General features: G+C 40.1%; 18 protein-coding genes. 11 read left to right on the top strand and 7 right to left on the bottom strand.

The genetic code is table 11. The features are described from left to right. Positions 1–2: 2 nt before the first annotated feature. A complete protein-coding gene (leuD, locus tag GQR87_RS03880) occupies positions 3–629 on the top strand; it encodes a 3-isopropylmalate dehydratase small subunit (RefSeq protein WP_158966733.1) in 627 nt (208 codons plus the stop codon). A gap of 129 nt (positions 630–758) precedes the next feature. Here leuD and GQR87_RS03875 read toward each other — a convergent pair whose 3' ends face one another. After that, entirely contained in the window at positions 759–1,637 is an 879-nt protein-coding gene (locus GQR87_RS03875) for a LysR family transcriptional regulator (protein ID WP_158966731.1), read from the bottom strand. 103 nt (positions 1,638–1,740) lie between these two features. On the opposite strand from GQR87_RS03875, the gene GQR87_RS03870 reads away from it, so the two are divergent. From GQR87_RS03870 to GQR87_RS03860, 3 genes are all read left to right on the top strand, one after another. After that, positions 1,741–2,463, top strand: a complete 723-nt coding sequence (locus GQR87_RS03870; RefSeq protein WP_158966729.1) for an outer membrane protein — start codon at positions 1,741–1,743, stop codon at positions 2,461–2,463. 13 nt (positions 2,464–2,476) lie between these two features. Continuing rightward, entirely contained in the window at positions 2,477–2,827 is a 351-nt protein-coding gene (locus GQR87_RS03865) for an antibiotic biosynthesis monooxygenase (RefSeq protein WP_158966727.1), read from the top strand. An 80-nt stretch (positions 2,828–2,907) separates the two neighbouring features. Continuing rightward, positions 2,908–3,678, top strand: coding sequence for a siderophore-interacting protein (locus GQR87_RS03860; RefSeq protein ID WP_158966725.1), 771 nt, complete (start codon positions 2,908–2,910; stop codon positions 3,676–3,678). A gap of 90 nt (positions 3,679–3,768) precedes the next feature. Here GQR87_RS03860 and GQR87_RS03855 read toward each other — a convergent pair whose 3' ends face one another. Next, positions 3,769–5,745: an ATP-dependent DNA helicase RecQ gene (locus GQR87_RS03855; RefSeq protein WP_158966723.1), complete on the bottom strand. Its 1,977-nt coding sequence runs from the start codon at positions 5,743–5,745 to the stop codon at positions 3,769–3,771. Positions 5,746–5,792: 47 nt separating this feature from the next. Then, on the bottom strand, positions 5,793–6,032 hold the full coding sequence (locus GQR87_RS03850) for a DUF2164 domain-containing protein (RefSeq protein ID WP_158966721.1): 240 nt from the start codon (positions 6,030–6,032) through the stop codon (positions 5,793–5,795). 190 nt (positions 6,033–6,222) lie between these two features. On the opposite strand from GQR87_RS03850, the gene GQR87_RS03845 reads away from it, so the two are divergent. The 6 genes from GQR87_RS03845 (at position 6,223) to GQR87_RS03825 (ending at position 11,422) form a co-directional block, all read left to right on the top strand. Beyond that, entirely contained in the window at positions 6,223–6,603 is a 381-nt protein-coding gene (locus GQR87_RS03845; RefSeq protein WP_158966719.1) for a DUF2750 domain-containing protein, read from the top strand. 430 nt (positions 6,604–7,033) lie between these two features. After that, entirely contained in the window at positions 7,034–7,906 is an 873-nt protein-coding gene (locus GQR87_RS03840) for a site-specific integrase (protein ID WP_158966717.1), read from the top strand. A gap of 10 nt (positions 7,907–7,916) precedes the next feature. Then, entirely contained in the window at positions 7,917–9,101 is a 1,185-nt protein-coding gene (locus GQR87_RS03835; RefSeq protein ID WP_158966715.1) for an IS91 family transposase, read from the top strand. A 121-nt stretch (positions 9,102–9,222) separates the two neighbouring features. Next, a complete protein-coding gene (locus GQR87_RS22520) occupies positions 9,223–9,348 on the top strand; it encodes a hypothetical protein (RefSeq protein ID WP_255456460.1) in 126 nt (41 codons plus the stop codon). 449 nt (positions 9,349–9,797) lie between these two features. Further along, entirely contained in the window at positions 9,798–10,757 is a 960-nt protein-coding gene (locus tag GQR87_RS03830; protein WP_158966713.1) for a calcium/sodium antiporter, read from the top strand. A gap of 143 nt (positions 10,758–10,900) precedes the next feature. Beyond that, complete coding sequence (locus GQR87_RS03825) at positions 10,901–11,422, top strand: YqhA family protein (protein ID WP_158966711.1); 522 nt, start codon at positions 10,901–10,903, stop codon at positions 11,420–11,422. Positions 11,423–11,925: 503 nt separating this feature from the next. Here the strand turns inward: GQR87_RS03825 and GQR87_RS03820 are convergent. From GQR87_RS03820 to GQR87_RS03810, 3 genes are all read right to left on the bottom strand, one after another. Next, positions 11,926–12,420 carry a hypothetical protein gene (locus tag GQR87_RS03820; RefSeq protein WP_158966709.1) on the bottom strand — a complete coding sequence of 165 codons (495 nt, stop codon included), beginning with the start codon at positions 12,418–12,420 and terminating at the stop codon, positions 11,926–11,928. 211 nt (positions 12,421–12,631) lie between these two features. Next, entirely contained in the window at positions 12,632–13,171 is a 540-nt protein-coding gene (locus GQR87_RS03815) for a nucleotidyltransferase family protein (RefSeq protein WP_233267394.1), read from the bottom strand. Between the two features lie 413 nt (positions 13,172–13,584). Continuing rightward, positions 13,585–14,232 carry a UPF0149 family protein gene (locus tag GQR87_RS03810; protein ID WP_158966707.1) on the bottom strand — a complete coding sequence of 216 codons (648 nt, stop codon included), beginning with the start codon at positions 14,230–14,232 and terminating at the stop codon, positions 13,585–13,587. A gap of 166 nt (positions 14,233–14,398) precedes the next feature. Between GQR87_RS03810 and GQR87_RS03805 the strand changes: the two genes are divergently transcribed. Continuing rightward, entirely contained in the window at positions 14,399–16,606 is a 2,208-nt protein-coding gene (locus tag GQR87_RS03805) for a TonB-dependent receptor domain-containing protein (RefSeq protein ID WP_158966705.1), read from the top strand. Positions 16,607–16,614: 8 nt separating this feature from the next. On the opposite strand, the gene GQR87_RS03800 is transcribed toward GQR87_RS03805, so the two are convergent. Beyond that, positions 16,615–17,922: a Na+/H+ antiporter NhaC family protein gene (locus tag GQR87_RS03800; RefSeq protein ID WP_158966703.1), complete on the bottom strand. Its 1,308-nt coding sequence runs from the start codon at positions 17,920–17,922 to the stop codon at positions 16,615–16,617. Between the last annotated feature and the right edge of the window lie 84 nt (positions 17,923–18,006).

The following is an 18,006-nucleotide window of genomic DNA, read 5'->3' as shown; positions in this document are numbered from 1 at the left end:
TTATGACAACTACAACATCTCCTGCTGGAATAGACGTACACACAGGTACTGCTGCGCCTTTGAATCAGGCTAACGTAGACACAGACCAAATCATCCCAAAACAGTTTTTAACGGCAGTAACCCGTTCTGGTTACGGTAAACATTTGTTTCACGATTGGCGCTACCTAGATGAACACGAGCAAGTGTTAAATCCAGAATTTGCGTTAAACAAACCTGAACATCAAGGTGCCAGTATTTTATTGATACGAGAAAACTTTGGTTGTGGTTCAAGTCGTGAACACGCCCCTTGGTCGTTAGCTGATTATGGCTTTACATTATTAATCGCCACCAGTTTTGCCGACATATTTTACGGTAACTGCATTAACAACCAATTGTTGCCAGTACAACTGACAAGCGAACAAATGGATCAGTTATTTGCTTTAGTTGAAGCTAATCCGGCAACAGAAATCACTGTTAATTTACAACAACAAACAGTGACAACTGGTGATTTAAGCTTTAGTTTTGATATTGCTGAACAGCATAAAAACAACCTATTAAAAGGCTTAGATGCAATTGGCCAAACTTTAGAGTTAAATGACAAAATTACTGACTTTGAAAACAGTCGTCCTAAGTGGCAACAAGCATCATAAATTAGTCACAAGCTAATCAAACAAAAAAACGACTCTACTGAGTCGTTTTTTTTGTCAGATAAAATAATAAATTTAACTTTCTAAATTAAACTCACCTCATTTTCTCTAATGAAAAACCACAAGATGTGTTTAACATCGCTCCGCCAAAAACCTCACCAAAAGTAAGGTCAAGTTTTCTCTTCGTGATTTATTTGGCCACACTGCATAATACCCTAAGGGTTTTAGCTTCCAATCTGGTAACACATGGACTAAATCACCGGTTTTGATATCCTCGGCTACAATATGCTCTGGTAAATAAGCTAAACCCACATGTTTTTTGGCAAAGCTCGCCAAAGCGTCAGCACTATTCACACTAAAACGAGTATTTTCTGTAATAGACACTTTTTCGCCAGTGGCTGATTCAAATTGTACCGAATTAGTGCGAATATCAAAACGGATCCAATCCCAGCTTAATAAATCTGTGGGGTGCGTGGGTGTAGTTCGCGTGGCTGCATATTCTTTACTCGCTACTAGCAAACGTCTACCGTCATAAAGCTTACGGGCCATCATAGTACTGTCTTGCAACCAACCCACTCGGATACTCATGTCTATACCTTCATTCAAAATATCCACTATGTGATCGGTGAAGGTCAAAGATAGAGACACTTTAGGGTATTGTTTAGCAAATTCAGCAATAGCAGTGGAAATCAACGAAGAGGTGAGAAACGCCGGAAGCGATATACGTAACGTCCCAATGTGCTGTTGTGACAATGCATTTAATTCATTTAAACCCGCTTCGGCATTTCTTAACATTTCTAAGGCGTGAGTATAAAACTTGCTACCTTCGTTAGTCAGTACCAACTTGCGGGTTGATCTGTATAACAAGGTCACGCCTAAATATTGCTCAAGATCAGCCACTGTTTGACTGGTTCTTGAAGGCGCTAATCCCAAAGATTTAGCTGCTCTGCGAAAAGATCCTTCATCTACAACCCTAGCAAAAACAGCCATGTGTCTTAAGTGGTTTATCATTGTTCTGATATTCAGAATTATAAAATCATATTATTGCATATATTCAATACAATAAGTAAGTACTAAGATCCTCCTGAACTTAACAAACACAACAGGATAAATAATGAAAAGCATCAAACACACATTAGCTATTAGCATTGCACTTACTTTGACTGCACCATCAATAGTGCAAGCAGAAGGTTTTTATGGCACAGCTCAATTGGGTGCCAGTCAGCAAATTAATGACTCACAAGCTTACGGTAATAATATTGCTGTAGATCCAGACTTCCCAGCTGAATTTGATGCAGGAAACGGCATAGTGGGCAGCATAGGTGTAGGTTATGTCATTAACCAACAATTTCGTGTAGAAGCTCGTTTAGGTTATCGCGAAAGTAGTTTCGACCAACAACAGTTTGGAACAGGCGAGCGTGAAGGTGAAGAATATATATTAGATGGTGAAATAGAAAGCACTACACTGACCATTGAAGCCTTTTATGACTTTGTAAATAACTCGGCATTCACTCCTTATATTAAGGCGGGTTTAGGTATAGCAGACAACAGTTATTCCGCTAAATTAGGTGGCGCGGGTGTAGCAGGTTTTGATGCATTTGATGGCGCAGCCGATGGTTTTTACGATGCTTACGCAGATGACGACTCAACAGAGTTTTCTTGGAACTTAGGTTTAGGCGTTAACTACAAAATAACCGACAACACTGGCATTTATGCTGAATACCAATACACCTCTTTAGGTGAAGTGATGACAGGTCAAGATTCATTTACAGATGGTTTTATGATCGATGATCTAGCCACTAATGAACTATCAATCGGCATTCGCGCTAACTTTTAATTAGGAAAAGAAAATGAAATTAATGAATAAACTAGTACTCAGTATTGCATTATTAACCACGCCTATATTCGCCTTTGCAGAAGTGATTGAAATAGCCAGTTTCACTCTAAATAAAGGTGTGACTTTTCAGGAGTTTGCTGCCATTGATAAAACGGTAGAAAAAGAACATGTCAAACTACAACCTGGCTTTATATCCAGAGAAACGGCTAAAGGTGAAAACGGTGAATGGTTGGTAGTAGTGCACTGGGAAACGTTAAAAGATGCAGATGCTTCAATGAATAGTTTTATGCAGGCTAAAGCAGCCAACACTTTCATGTCAAAAATTAATACATCCACTATGAACATGAAACGTTACACTAAATAATTAGCAGACTAAAAGCATTTGGGGTAAGTCATCCTTACCCCAAATAATAAGATACTTTATTTCAACTATTGGAGAGCTCTATGAAAAAGCCAGCCCCCATGCAATTAACAGTTGTTGATTCACAACAAGTGACACCTAATATGCAACGCTTAGTGCTTAAAGGCGATGAACTGGTTAATTTCCCCAACAATTGTGAAGGTAGCTATATAAAGTTTCTATTCAATAAAGAAGGCACAACTGATTTAAGCCAACTTAACTCAGGTGAACGACCCGTCATGCGCACTTATACAGTAAGACGTTTTTCAGCGGAAAATCGCAGTATAGAGGTAGATTTTGTTCGCCACCTCAGTACTGACTTACAAAGCGGTTTTGCCACCCGTTGGGCCATGTCAGCCCAAATAGGTGAAACGGTTAATATTGCTGGCCCAGGTAGCATTAAAGAAATTAACACAGATGCAGATTGGTTCTTTATGGCCGCGGATATGACAGCACTACCTGCCCTTTCCGCAAAAATTCGCCAGTTACCGTCAGATGCGAAAGGTTATGCTGTGATAAAAGTCACTGCACAAGAAGATACTCAACCAATTACAGCTCCGCAAGATATACAAGTTATCTGGTTAAAAAATGAAGATTCGCTTACCGCTCAAGTAAAATCTTTGCCTTGGTTAACAGGGGTTGCTTCGGTTTGGACTGCTTGCGAATTCGATGATATGCGCGAATTGCGCAAATACTTTCAAAATGATCAACAAGTTCCACGTGAGCTTATTTACATTAGTAGTTATTGGAAAAACGGTTTATCTGAGGATGGTCATAAAGTCATTAAACAACAAGATGCCCAAAGCAGTCAGTAGTTATCGTCTGACCGCTTTGAGCTGGTTGGAATAGAACAAACAACCAGATGTTTTTTTAATGATCTTTTTAGAAGCACCTGGTTAAATGCTCTATAAGTGACTTTCTCTGCAGACTTCTGTAACTAAGTGTTTTACGTCTGCATACCTAGCATGTTCACAACTGCCAAATCCTGTAACCTGCCTGACTTTTAAACGAGTAAATAAAGGCATGGTCATGGCGGTCAAAAAGCGGCAATAAATCGATTCGGTTATCTCCACTTCTGTTTTACCGGATAAATGTTTGCTTAGATTGGCCATAGACTCAGCCACTAATGTTTTATTGGGTATAGCGATGGGTTTAGAGTATGCAAGTTTGGCCACATGCCCTTTACACACACTACAATGTCCGCAGTGTTCGGGCACTTGTTGATCATCAAAATAAGCCGATAAGTTAAAATTCAAACATTTATCTAATTCGAAAAAGCGCACTAAAGTCGCAATACGTTTTACTTCTTTTTGTTCATTTTCGGCAAAGTAGCTAGCTAACTTTATGACTAAATCATTGGCTAACAAGGCCGCTTTATTCACCTCATATACCTCAGTGATCAAGCGAGATTCTAATTGGATATGATTGTGCTCGTGTAAATATTCTAATGCAGCTACCACTCGGCCACGCTCTGCGCCATAATTTTGATAGATCTCATCAAAGTTGACCACACCCCATACTTTTTTCATCGAGGTATGCGTAAACACCGCATTTAAAAACTCACTTCGCTCAGCAGAAAATTGCTGCAAAATAACAGCTTTGTCTGTAACAAATTTATACTTAAATTCAGCAAAGTAGGCATATAAAGGGCGAACAACCTTGGCTAATTCTAATTGTACTAATAGCGTTTTAAGAGGTAATTGGCGAATATTACTCAGGGTCGACAAAGTGTTAATTTGCATTTCCCATTGAAATTGACCATTAGCTGCTGCGTCTTCCCCTTGAGCCGCTATGTCATCAATCACTCGTTGAATAGCGGGTTGGTCTGGAGTGTCACCATAAACAAAGTTTTCTATGGTCACTAAACCATCTAAATTAGCTAAAACTGTACAATTTGCTGGTTGACCATCTCGCCCACCTCGACCAATTTCTTGACTGTAATTTTCGATGGACTTAGGTAAATCATAATGCACCACAAACCGAATATCTGATTTGTCTATGCCCATACCAAAGGCGATGGTTGCCACCACAATTTGTAGTTTCTGCTGCATAAAATCATTTTGAATATTCTGCCGTACATCAGTGTCTAACCCCGCATGATAAGCTTGAGCTATACAACCACTTTGCTGTAAAAAGCGAGCCACTTGTTCAGCCGTTTGTTGCAAGGTTACATACACAATCCCCGCTCCTTGCTGCTGTTGCAACACATTCAACAACTCTTGGTTTTTATGCGCTTCTAAAACAGGCAGTACATGTAAATTTAAGTTTGACCGATAAAAACCTGTTTGTACTATATCCTCTGGGGCAATGGCAAAACGGCTAGCCATATCTTGTTTGACTTTTTTGGTGGCGGTCGCCGTGAGTAACAACACTAATGGAATATTTAACTCTTGTTTATAGGCAGGCAGTTTTAAATAATCGGGACGAAAGTTATGACCCCACTCAGAAATACAATGGGCTTCGTCAATCACCAGCATAGACACAGGTACTGATTCAATAAACTGTCTAAATCTTTCGTTTTTAAAGCGTTCAACCGACACCATTAAAATTTTACACTGACCAGAACGCACATCCTGCATCACTTGTTTATTTTGTTCAGGTGATAAGGTTGAATCGATACTCGCAGCGGCAATGCCTTTACTGTGTAAAAACTCTAATTGATCTTTCATTAATGCCAATAATGGCGAGACCACTAAAGTTAAATGGGGCAATTCAGTAGCGACAAACTGATAACATAAAGACTTACCAGAACCGGTAGGAAATATTGCTAAAGTTGAACGTTGATTTAATAATCTTTGCACCACATCTTGTTGGCCTGAGCGAAACGAATCAAAGCCAAAACGGCTTTGTAATAACTGAGTATAATCAATATTTTGCATCATTTTGGGGAGCCTTCCTTGGTTAGTTTTAACGCTCTCAAAGATAACACTTAATATTTCTCTAGCTGATAAATAGCATCAGTTAGCAAATCCATCTTGTCTGTTAATACACTTTGGGCATCGGTTAACGCTTGATTATAGTAGATATTGCCCATTTCTTTAGAAATAAAATCTAACAGAAACTCAGCATCAAATTGACCAAGTTCAACTTCTAACTCATTAGACATATATTTTTGTAATTTTGTGACTAATGCCAATTTTTGTTCGGGGGAAAATTCTATAGCAGACAATGGTGACTCCAGTTTTTTATCAATAGCCCGATGATCTTGACGGCTAAGCAGCCACTTGTATAGGGCTAATTCATAGCAATTTTAGCGGCGAATAAAGTTAAGTGCTTTTTATAATCACTAAAGACTAAATGTTAAGTTTGCTTTATTCTATTCAACGTATCCTTACAGCTCTCTATTTTGTGGAAATAATATGTCAAACTCAATCGATGCCAACACTATCGCTCAGTACACACCAGAACAACGTCTAAATTATTTAGTCAAAGAAATTATTCAACACCAACAAGTTTGGATATTAACCGACCAAGATGGTTGTGTGATGTTAAATACTGAAGACGAAGATTGTGCACCCGTTTGGCCAAGTGAAGCATACGCACAAGCATGGGCCACTGGAGAATGGGCAGATTGCGAGCCTAAAGCCATAGACCTAAAGACATGGCATGCAAAGTGGACCCAAGGCCTTGAAGATGACGACGTAGCCATAGCGGTATTCCCCAGTGAAGATCAAGACGGTTTAGTGATTTCTGCCCAAGAGTTAGATTTTGAGATTAAAACCAAGGGGAAAAAGCTGTAGCTAGGAGATAGATGCTAGTAAATAGAAAAAGATTAAAGCAAAAGAATTTGTCACAGAGTTGCACAGAGAAAAGCAATGGAATGTTAAAATCAAAAGATGATCACAGAGGCTTCGCTACACAGAGGGGAAACGCAGACTTAGCAGCGTGAGGCAGAGTAGAGCAAAAAACAGTTTTAAAAAAAATGCCAAATGTAGCTAGCTTTTAAACTTCGTTTCGAAGTTTGGTTTCGACCAAGGCTGACAGGCGGGTTTGAGCGATCAACGGTCATTCGAGCTACCTCAGTCGAACGACTGCTTTGCCCAAGAAGGACTAAACCGCTAGCGCGGTAGGACTCCCACTTCGAGATTGTCAGTATTCCCAAAGTTTGTGATCCGCACCTAACCTGAATAAAGGGTAATTTTGCCCTGAATTCAGATTAGGAGTGATCTCATGTCACAACAGAATGAAACAGTAAGTCCCCTTCGTCAGCGCATGATAGAAGAAATGACCATGCGCAAGCTAAGCCCAAAAACTCAAGCTCAATACATCAGAAGTGTAAAGAAGTTAGCTGCATTTTTGAAGCGTTCGCCAGAAGAAGCTACTGCTGAAGAGCTTAGGAAATTTCAGTTAATGCTAGCGGAAACCGGCACGTCTAACATTACTATCAATGCGACTTTGCAAGGTTTGAGGTTCCTATATTGTAAAGCACTAAAACGCCCTGAGGTACTCAGTAAAACGAGTTCAGTACCTGAGCCACGCAAGCTACCGAACGTGTTAAGTGTTGAAGAAGTTAAACAATTGATGATGGCAACCACCAGTGTTAAGTATCGTGCTGCACTGTCTGTGGCTTATGGTGCAGGTTTACGCATTGGTGAGGTGGTGAAACTAAAAGTCTCTGATATCGACAGTAAGCGTATGCTGATACGCGTAGAGCAAGGGAAGGGTAAAAAAGATCGCAATGCCATCTTATCGCCAGTGCTGTTAGACCAGCTAAGAGAGTGGTGGCGTTATGCACACGCCAAGCGCTTGATGTTAAATGGCGGATGGCTCTTCCCCGGACAGCAACCCGTTAACCACCTATCCACAAGACAACTTAGCCGAGGGTGCAAAGCCGCAGCAGAAGCTGCCGGTATCGAAAAATGTGTATCGATGCACACGCTTCGGCACAGTTTCGCGACGCACTTATTAGAAGCGAATGTGGATATTAGAGTTATCCAAGTGCTGCTAGGACATAACCAACTGGAAACGACCGTCACGTATACGCAAGTCGCGACGAAATTGCTTCATAGGGTGGTAAGTCCGCTTGATGCGCTATCGGATTGAGTAGCGTGTTATGGATCATCCATCATCAAGGCCAGCACTTGAGGTGGCCGACGTATTTCGTTTTTATGGTGCGCAGTATAAAACCCAACAACAAGGCCATCTGAGTCTACACCAACTCAAAGTGATGTCTGCGATTGAGCGCTGTAGAAGTGCGCAATTAGGAGGCCATCAACTGCATTGTGGGAAGTGTGAAACGGACTTGATTGCATATAACTCCTGTCGAAATAGGCATTGCCCTAAATGTCAGTCATCGGCTGCAAAAAGATGGCTCAAAGCACGGCAAGCACAATTACTGCCTGTTGAGTATTACCATGTGGTGTTTACCCTGCCGGAGGAAGTCGCACAGTTGGCGTTTTATAATAAAGCGCACATGTATGACTTACTGTTTAGTGCCGCTTCGCAAACGCTTAACACCATTGCAAGAGACCCAAAACATCTGGGTGCCGATATTGGCAGCACCATGGTATTACATACATGGGGTTCAGCCATGACGCATCATCCTCATGTTCACTGTATTGTTCCCGGCGGCGGCATCAGTCTTGATAAACACAGTTGGAAATCCTGTAAGAAAGGCTTCTTTCTACCTGTGAGAGTATTATCTCGCTTGTTCCGAAGGCTATACATGCAAGGCGTGAGGCAGTTGTATAAAGATGAGCAATTACAGTGCTTCGGCAAACTTGCTGGTACCACTAGCTTTAATGACTCTAGCAAGTTCAATGATTGGACACGCGCCCAGCAGCAAAGAGAATGGGTAGTGTATGCTAAACGTCCCTTCGCAGGCCCTCAAGCGGTATTGGCTTATCTATCGAGATATACGCATCGGGTGGCGATTGCCAATAGTCGATTGCAAAAAATGGACAAATATCATGTCCATTTTAAATACAAAGACTATCGGCGAAAAGGCAACAATATGCACAAAGTGATGCGAGTAGACACTGACGAGTTTATTCGCCGGTTTATGCTACATGTGTTACCCAACGGCTTTCATCGTATCCGTCATTATGGACTGCTTGGCAGTCAAACTAAGCTTAAACGCGCTAGACAACTGTTGAAGGTCACGGAGCCTGAGCCTGTCGCTTGCTCAGGTGAAAGTGAAGCGTCGCCCGCACCATTTACATGTCGTCAGTGCCATTCTCCGCTTACAATAATGGCGATCACAGAGCCGATATATCGACCTAGAGCACCACCGAAATGATATAAGCAATCAGTGAACATACAGCAGGCGTCATTATTATCGCGTAAAATCGATAACGGACAGGCCGTGCCTAGTAAGTGGAAATGTTATAAAACACAGCAACTATAGCTATAAGCGTTCAATGAAAAAGCCAAAAATAATGGAAAATAACGAAAACCCAACGCCTAGAAATTTAATAGCAACAACCCAAGATGTATCACACGAACAACTCAATAACGAAATCCCCATAGCCAAACATCGCAGTTAACCCACCGCGGTTCCGTCCTTCTTTTATTATCCGCCATCTGTCACTGAACAGCGAAGAAAGCTGTGCCTTCATGAGGGTGACAGAGAGCAGATAACCTACAAGATAGCGGACGTAGCTATTTATTGCGGTTTATTCTCCTTCGAGCGAAAACCAGTTATACGAAAACATATGTCAGCAATCTGCTTCTAAGGCAAAAGGAGTCATTCGCTACTTAAACATGCATGAGAAGTTTTATGTCTTTTTCTGCCGTTAGTAGATATTGTAATGAAAAGTTTTGTGACAGGAGCGGTTAGGCATTGTAAGAAAGTATATGGCTACACATAAAAAGAATCAAAAGAACTCCCTTCGCACCATGTTACTGTCTGTTAACATGGTGTTATATTAAAGCCTACGTGTAACGTGTGTTTTCTCTGAGGGCTTATTTAAATTTAAACTAGGGCCTACGAATCATGATTAATCTTTTGTTTTTATTACTCGGCGTTGGTTTACTTACCATTGGTGGTGAGGCTCTGATCCGTGGTTCATTGGCTGTCTCGAAGCGTTTTGGTGTGTCGCCATTACTAAGTGGTCTAGTTATCGTAGGTTTCGGCACTTCAGCTCCAGAATTGGTAGTATCCGTAAATGCAGCCTTAAATCAACAGCCGGATATTGCGATTGGAAACGTAGTGGGTAGTAATATCGGTAATATTCTACTAATCCTAGGGATCTGTGCTCTCATCGCGCCGATGACAATTAAGCCATTGGCATTACGCAGAGATGCTGTCACGGTAGTTGCTGCTAGTATATTCTTTTTGGTTTTAGTTGGCGGAAGCTCACTGGGTCGAGCGGATGGTGTGTTCTTGCTAATTGCCTTACTCGTATATTTAATATGGGCTTATCGAAGTGAACGCATTCATACACCCTCTGCGGAACTAAACATAGCCGAGGCTGAAGAAGTTCACGAGTTACCCAAATCAATAGGCTGGACAGTGACGGCTGTGGTAATTGGGCTACTGCTGTTAATCTTAGGGTCACAGGTACTGCTTATTGGAGCCGTTGGTATTGCTGAAAGTTTAGGATTTTCCGAGGCGGTTATCGGTTTGACACTGGTCGCTGTTGGTACATCTCTTCCCGAGCTTTCAATTTCTGTGATTGCTGCTCTGCGTCGGCACGCTGATGTGGCTATAGGAAATATACTTGGTAGCAATATATTTAATTTGCTTGGAGTTTTAGGCGTCTCTGCTTTACTTCAGCCGCTGCCGGTGCACATTAGAATTCTGCAATTCGACCAATGGTTCATGCTTGCATCGGCGGTATTACTATTTCTGTTTTTGTATACAGGGCGCCGTCTAAGTCGATTAGAGGGTGGAGTACTCTTGACCGCCTATGGAGTTTATTTAGGCCTAAGTTTCACTGCATTAGGTGGTTAACGATAGATAACTATGCTTACACAACTCAGATTGGCAAACAGATGATTGTGAAGTGAGTTTTAAATGAATTAGAATAAAGTGACTTTTACCGCAGTTAAAAGCTGCAATTTAGAAATTTTTGTTTTCAGTTGGAGCGTGACTTAGTGAAAAAATTAGAATCAGTTTTCGAACACTTTTTATGGAACTCTCGATTGTTGGTTCTAATACCGGTGATTACAAGTTTACTGGGTTCTTTAGCACTCTTCATAGTAGGTACTGTTGATATAATAATGGTAACTATCAAAAGCATTAATTACTACCTTGGCCGCGAAACTCTAGATATCCATGACTTTATTGTAACCGACATTATATTAGCTATAGATATTTATCTTATTGCCATTGTTTTGCTTATATTTGGTGCAGGTATATACAGACTATTTATCTCTCCGATTGATGAATCTGAAGCCAGTGAAATTAAACATCCATTTAACATCCAGTCTTTTGATGAGCTAAAAGATAAGATTGTCCGAGTAGTTATTCTTGCGGTAATTATTGAGTTTTTTAGAGCTGTTGTGGACATTAAATTTTCAACCGCTCTAGATGCAATTTACTTGGCATTATCTGTTTTTGCACTTGCAGCATCTCTATATCTTATGAATAAGAGTCATAAAAGTCCCCCCGAGTAATTAGTTTATATGCGTACTAAAGTAAATCAATCACATACAAGTTAATTAAGACCTTTGCAAAAAGCGTGCTGGGACAAATGCGCACGAGGCTTCACCTAGCAATGTTCACATTTAATAATTGGGGTCGTAGTTAATTTAAATAATAGATTTCACATAAATCTGTTATTTCTTGGTTGAAAATCGGCATCGCTTAAGTCAGCAATGTCGCACTTGCTGTAATTAAATACAAAATGACTCGACTGTCCGCTATTAGGCTCAAAGCTGCCTGTCACCAAAGCCCTTATCTACTTCTGCCAATGGCACATTTGAGTAATTCGGCTTTGAGCGAATTGCAGACATTAAGCATTTTCGTTTTTTGGTTGAATTAACATACAAAAGCGGTCGTTTGGTGGCTCTGAATTTTCAAACAGCCTAGCTGCTAAAATCGTCGTTTAGGATTATAAGGTATATGTCTTTGTATGAAAATTCTACGTTGGAGTAACGTTGGTTTTATAATATTGACGCTACTCAATGATCCGAACAAACTCCGTATCTTCCAGTACCGATAAGGGCGCTTTATCCGATGAAAAATCTGTCACTGTTTGCCAAGCTTTCCCTTTTTTTACAAAAACCATAGAAAATTTAAACAACTGTTCTTTTGCATCGAGCCCTTCTTTATTGGACATTTTAGAATAACGATATCCAACATCATTTGCCATATTACCGGTAATTATTCGTCGTACGATAAAAGTTTTCATGGTCAACTTTATTTTGTTTGAATTGACCATTGATGCAATTGTCTCAACATTACTCAGGAAGCTCTGATTGCCAAACTGCAATGACAAATTATCTCCACCACTTTTTATTAAGTCGAAGCGAAAGTCATGTTCAATTTTTGATAAATCATCTGGAAGAGATGCTAGACGTTTATAAATATTATCGAGTGCATCATTATCAGATATTTCTTCAGTGGCGCTCAGATTAAAGCAAATGAAAAAAAACAATAGAAACTTAAGCATAATTCTCTTCCTTATAAAAAAACCTTTTTCACTCTACTCAGGCCAACATACATTTTCCCCCGAAAAGAAGCAATTATTTGATGATGTGAATGTCAGCTTTAGTATGAGGCTTTGTGAAAATTCATATATCTTAACTGTCTGCATATGGCACATTGGAGTCAATTTGATTAAGCCCAAAAATTCAACCTATAAATGTCAGCTTATGTCTGAACTATGTGACTTGTAGGTTGTGCCATGTAGAAAGCCAACCTTTAGAATTTACTCGGTGTTCAAAAACCGCTTTCGATCGCTTTGGGTTATGGGTAAGTTGTAAATTAAACAATGAATCAACCCCGAACGCTGAGACACATTCTAAACTGCCATCATTTAATTGACGAATACCAATTGCCGTTTCTTTTTCTGGCCAATAACTCATAGCATCCAGTGAACTTCGATACGGTTCATCATTGTTTCGTATATGCATCAATGCTTGGTTTCTCACTTGCCAATCTATATTTGGCTGCATTTCTTTAAGCCTTGATTCATATATTCGATATTGTGCAGGGTTAGATTCGTTTGAATCAAAATATATAACATCGACATCATTCAGTGCTGTTGGAGTCGGCATTTGATGCAAAAAATCCCAAACTAAATTTCGAACAAAACCAGCAGCAATATAACAATCAGGTAAATCAAGTAAGCTAACAAATTCAAGCGCCCTTAACCGTAATTGATCTGACTCAATAAGCTTCACGATACTATTTATGCTCATCTTACGTAATTCCCTCTGTGTAGCGCAGCCTCTGTGGTTTAAAACTTTTGTCTTTTCGGCGAAGCCGCATCTTTAATCTCTGTGTACCTCTGTGACATGCTTTGATCTTTGCTTTAATCTTGGTCTTTTTCTATTCACTAGCATCTAGCTACTGCTCCACTCTGCTTAGTCTGCTTCATGCTGCTTTAATTTTTTCCTCTATGTAACTCTGTGGCAATTTTTTGCTGTTAAACTTGAATCTCGCGGCTAGGCGCTGCTTTTAAAAGAATGGATTCCGGCTTAAAAGCACACCGGAATGACGAAATTTAAGACTATCAATATGACTAAGAAATGGTACTAGCTACTACCTCCTAATTACTGCTCTAAACTTCTTTTTCTGCTCCACTCTGCTTAGTCTGCTTCATGCTGCTCTACTAATCTTTGGCAAAAGTTTCAAATTGATTCGGCAAAAAATCCACCAACCGGCCAGATAATCCCACATAAGTTTCTAAGGTTTGTGGGAACGACAGGAATATTTTAGGTAAAACCTTTAATAACTGATCATTGCCTCTGCTTTCAGCTTGGCTAATTGCCAAAGGGATATCAGCGAAGGTGGTAAACATATACAAACAATGGGATAAGTCTTTTTGTAATTGCAACATAGTCTGTTGGTCGGTGATCTGCATCTTATTCCATGCATCTTTCCAAACAGGTTCAAGCTGTGCATGCCCGAACAACATGCCCTGACACCACAAAGAAAGTGGACTTTGTTTTGAAGTATCTCCCTCAAAAGTCACACCTTGAGGTAATACTATGTGTTCATCACTCATTTCTTTTAACTGCCACTGCAACAATTTCATCAATAAATCGGTTAGCTGATCAGCTTGTTTTTCACTGGTTAATTGGTTTTTGTTATCGATTACCCAAGGCAGCCAGACTTCGGGCATAGGAATTTCAGGTGCAGCACAAACCGCAAAAATCTCACCTTGAATAAAAGGGTAAGGATGCAAAACATTCACTAGAGCTGCAGAGTCACATAAGTCATACAAAGTGGCATGAGAGTAGGATTCAAAATTAGGCATAATGACAAAGACCAATGTTCATTTGAAATGCAGTATAACAAGATAGCTTAAGCTTATGGAATGCCAACCATAATGCCCACCAGCAAAATTAATTAGAAAATGTTATTGCATCGCCCCCACATTGTTATAGTATAACATCACTCCAGTTATTCTATTTGTAATTTTCATGACCCATTCATTATCAAAAATTAGCATGCTTGTATTCGCAGCCTTGTCTAGTCAAGGTACTTTAGCAGCAGACAAACCTATTCAAAAAGACGAAAGTGATATTGAAACTTTAGTTATTACTGCTAGCCCTTTAGGGCGCTCTATCCTTCAATCTGCCACGCCAGTATCTATTTTAAGTGGTGATGAATTAGAGAAAAACCAGGCCGCGACTTTAGGTGAAACCTTGAAATCGGTGCCAGGAGTGAATAGTACTTATTTTGGGCCTGTTTCTAGTAGTCCTATTATCCGAGGGTTAGATGGCCCAAGAGTAAAAGTTATTCAAAATGGCTTAGATAGTTCTGATGCCTCACGGGTTGGACCTGACCATGTGACCACTAATGAAACTAGCACAGCGACTCAAATCGAAGTATTACGTGGGCCATCAACGTTATTATACGGAAGTGGCGCAATTGGTGGCGTAGTCAACGTAGTGGATAATCGCTTACCTAAAACTCGCCAAGATGAAACATCAGGTCGAGTCAGTGGACTTTACGATTCAGTTTCAAACGAGCGTTCGTTGTCTACCGATCTAAATGGTGGTTCAGGTAATGTTGCTTGGCATCTTGATGCGTTTAAACGTAAAACCGATGATTATGATGTACCTGAGTTCACCCTTGAAGATGGTGACGTAGTAAACACCATAGATAATTCAGATATAGATTCTCAAGGTTTTACATTTGGCGCAGGTTGGATTGGTGACGATGTGACAGTTGCTTTGTCTTATGGCCGCTTAGAAACGGAATATGGTATTCCTGGTCATTCTCATGATGATCATGAGCATGAAGAGGAAGACCACGACGAAGAGGAACATGACGAGGACGAGCATGATGAGCACGCAGAAGAAGAAGTGTTTGCTCGCATGAAACAAGATCGTGTCCAGTCAATAGTCGAATGGAAAAACCTCTCTGGTTTATTCTCCGAGGTACATTGGCTTAGTGCTTATACAGATTACCAACATAGTGAAATTGAAGAAGGCCAAGTAGGCACGACTTTCAAAAATGATTCCCTAGAATCAAGACTATGGGCCAAACATAAAGCACTAAATGGCTGGGAAGGAGTTCTAGGTTTACATTATACAAATTCTGAATTTTCAGCTGAAGGAGAAGAAGCTTTTACCCCTTCTACTGATACAACTAATACCGCATTATTTGTATTAGAAGAAAAGTCAATCGGCAACTTTTTATGGCAATTAGGTGGCAGAGTTGAACATGTTTCTCACAAACCAGACAATGACTTTTTCATCAATAGTGAAGTAGATGCTGATTTTGATGATTTAACTTATACAGCAGTGAGCGCATCAGCAGGCTTTGTTTATCAAGTAAAAGATAATCAGTCACTTGCATTAAATTATGCCTTCTCTGAACGGGCACCTTCATCTGCTGAAATATTTTCGAATGGACTTCACATTAGCACATCGACTTATGAAATCGGTGCTGGGTTTGATTTAGAAATTGATGATAGTGATCCAGATGATATTGAATTTACTGTAGTGCAATCGAGTCATGCTGTTGATAAAGAAATTTCTAATAATCTAGATATTACTTACAGAATTCAAGCCGATAATCTGCAAGCTAACTTCAGTGTATTTTACAATCAAATAGACAATTATTTGTTTGAACAAAACACCGGCTTAGAATACCACGAGCATGAAGAAGAACATGACGCAGAAGAGGATCATGAAGAGGAGGGGCATGAAGAAGAAGGCACACCAGTATATGCCTTTAACCAGCAAGACGCGGTACTTTATGGATTTGAAGCAGATGTGGATTGGCATTTAAATGATAATTTACGTGTAAGTGGTTTCACAGACTTTACTCGTGCCAAGTTGAGTCATAGTGATAGTGATAATAATAATTTACCACGTATCCCACCAATGAGATTAGGTGCAGAATTACACTGGGAGCAAGATAGTTGGCACGCAGAGCTAGGCGCAACCTATTATTCAAAGCAGGATAAAATTGCTGACTATGAAACCCAAACCGATGGATACACCATAGTTTCTGCATCATTTAATTATTACCTTCCGTTGGGCGACAATGATTTAACACTTTACGTAAAAGGTAATAATTTAACCGATGAGTTAGCTCAAGTTCATAGCTCGTTTATAAAAGATGTGGCTCCTTTACCGGGTCGTAGTTTCGTAATGGGTGCTAAATTAAATTTTTAAGCATCACTTTAAGTGCTGGTACTCGATTTAAATTTTGGCAAACCCGTGGCAATTGCTAACGAGCCAAAAATTAATATCAACATTGGGTACCAGCAGTAAGGTGTCAGTGAAAAAGGCGAGACACCCGCTAAACTCGCCGCAGCTAACAGCTGGCCACCGTAGGGAACTAAGCCCTGAAAACCACAAGAAAAAATATCTAAAATACTGGCAGTACGTCTTGGATCAACATTAAATTGCTGACTAAAATCCTTAGCGATTGGGCCACTTGTGACAATCGCTATAGTATTATTTGCTGTTGTCACATCTAAAAAGCTAACTAAAGCGGCGCTACCAACTTCTGCCCCTTTACGACTTTTAACCCGCTTTTTGATGACAGAAACTAACCACTGTAAACCGCCATAAGCATGCATTAAAGCAACAATACCGCCTATCATTAACGCGATGGCCACCATATCTTGCATCCAGCCCATACCCTTTTGCACACTATGTAACATACTGGTATAGGTAAAAATGCCTTTTGCGATCCCCACAACACATGCTGAACTAATACCCACAGCCAACACAGTAATGACATTCAAACCCACAAGGGCGCACACAATAATAATTAAATAAGGGGTGATTAACCAAAAATCATAATCTTTTGCAGTCACCACCCCTGCACCATTAATATCCACCAACATTAACAGCACAATAGTGACTAAAGCCGCAGGCAGTACAATTAACAAATTTGCTTTGAACTTGTCTCTTAATTTCACCCCCTGTGTTTGCGTAGCCGCAATAGTGGTATCTGAAACAAATGACAAGTTATCGCCAAACATAGCGCCCCCAATGACGATTCCTACTGCTAAAGGTACAGGTACACCCAAACTATTCGCCAAACCTACACCCACTGGCGTAATAGCACTGATAGTCCCCATAGAAGTGCCCATAGCAAAAGCAATAAAACAGGAAATAATAAACAAGCCAGGTAATAACCAATTGGTCGGCACATAATTTAGTGCCCAATTAACAGTGGCATCCCGCGCGCCTATATCAATTGTCACCGCATAAAAAGCACCAGCCAATAGAAAAATCATTGCCAATAAAATAATGGTACTGTCACCTCCTCCTTTGCAAAACACCTCTACTTTTTCTACAAAAGACAAGGGCTTACTTTTCCGATTAAGTATAAATGCATAAGCACTACTGAGCATAAATGCCACCAAAATAGGCATAGTACTAAAATCTTGAGTGATCGCCCCAGAACCCACAACTAGTAATACAAACATAATTATTGGGCTTAAACCAAGCGCATTTTTTTCCGGAAAATTTGACATAAAAAGAGCCCTTTAAGGCAGACTATTAATTTAAAAAGAAGGTATAAATAAAAGACATAGAGTGCATCAACGAACGTGATGCAC

This window comes from Paraglaciecola sp. L3A3 (assembly GCF_009796765.1).
Classification (GTDB): Bacteria; Pseudomonadota; Gammaproteobacteria; order Enterobacterales; family Alteromonadaceae; genus Paraglaciecola.
This window is presented reverse-complemented; position numbering and strand designations above follow the sequence as displayed.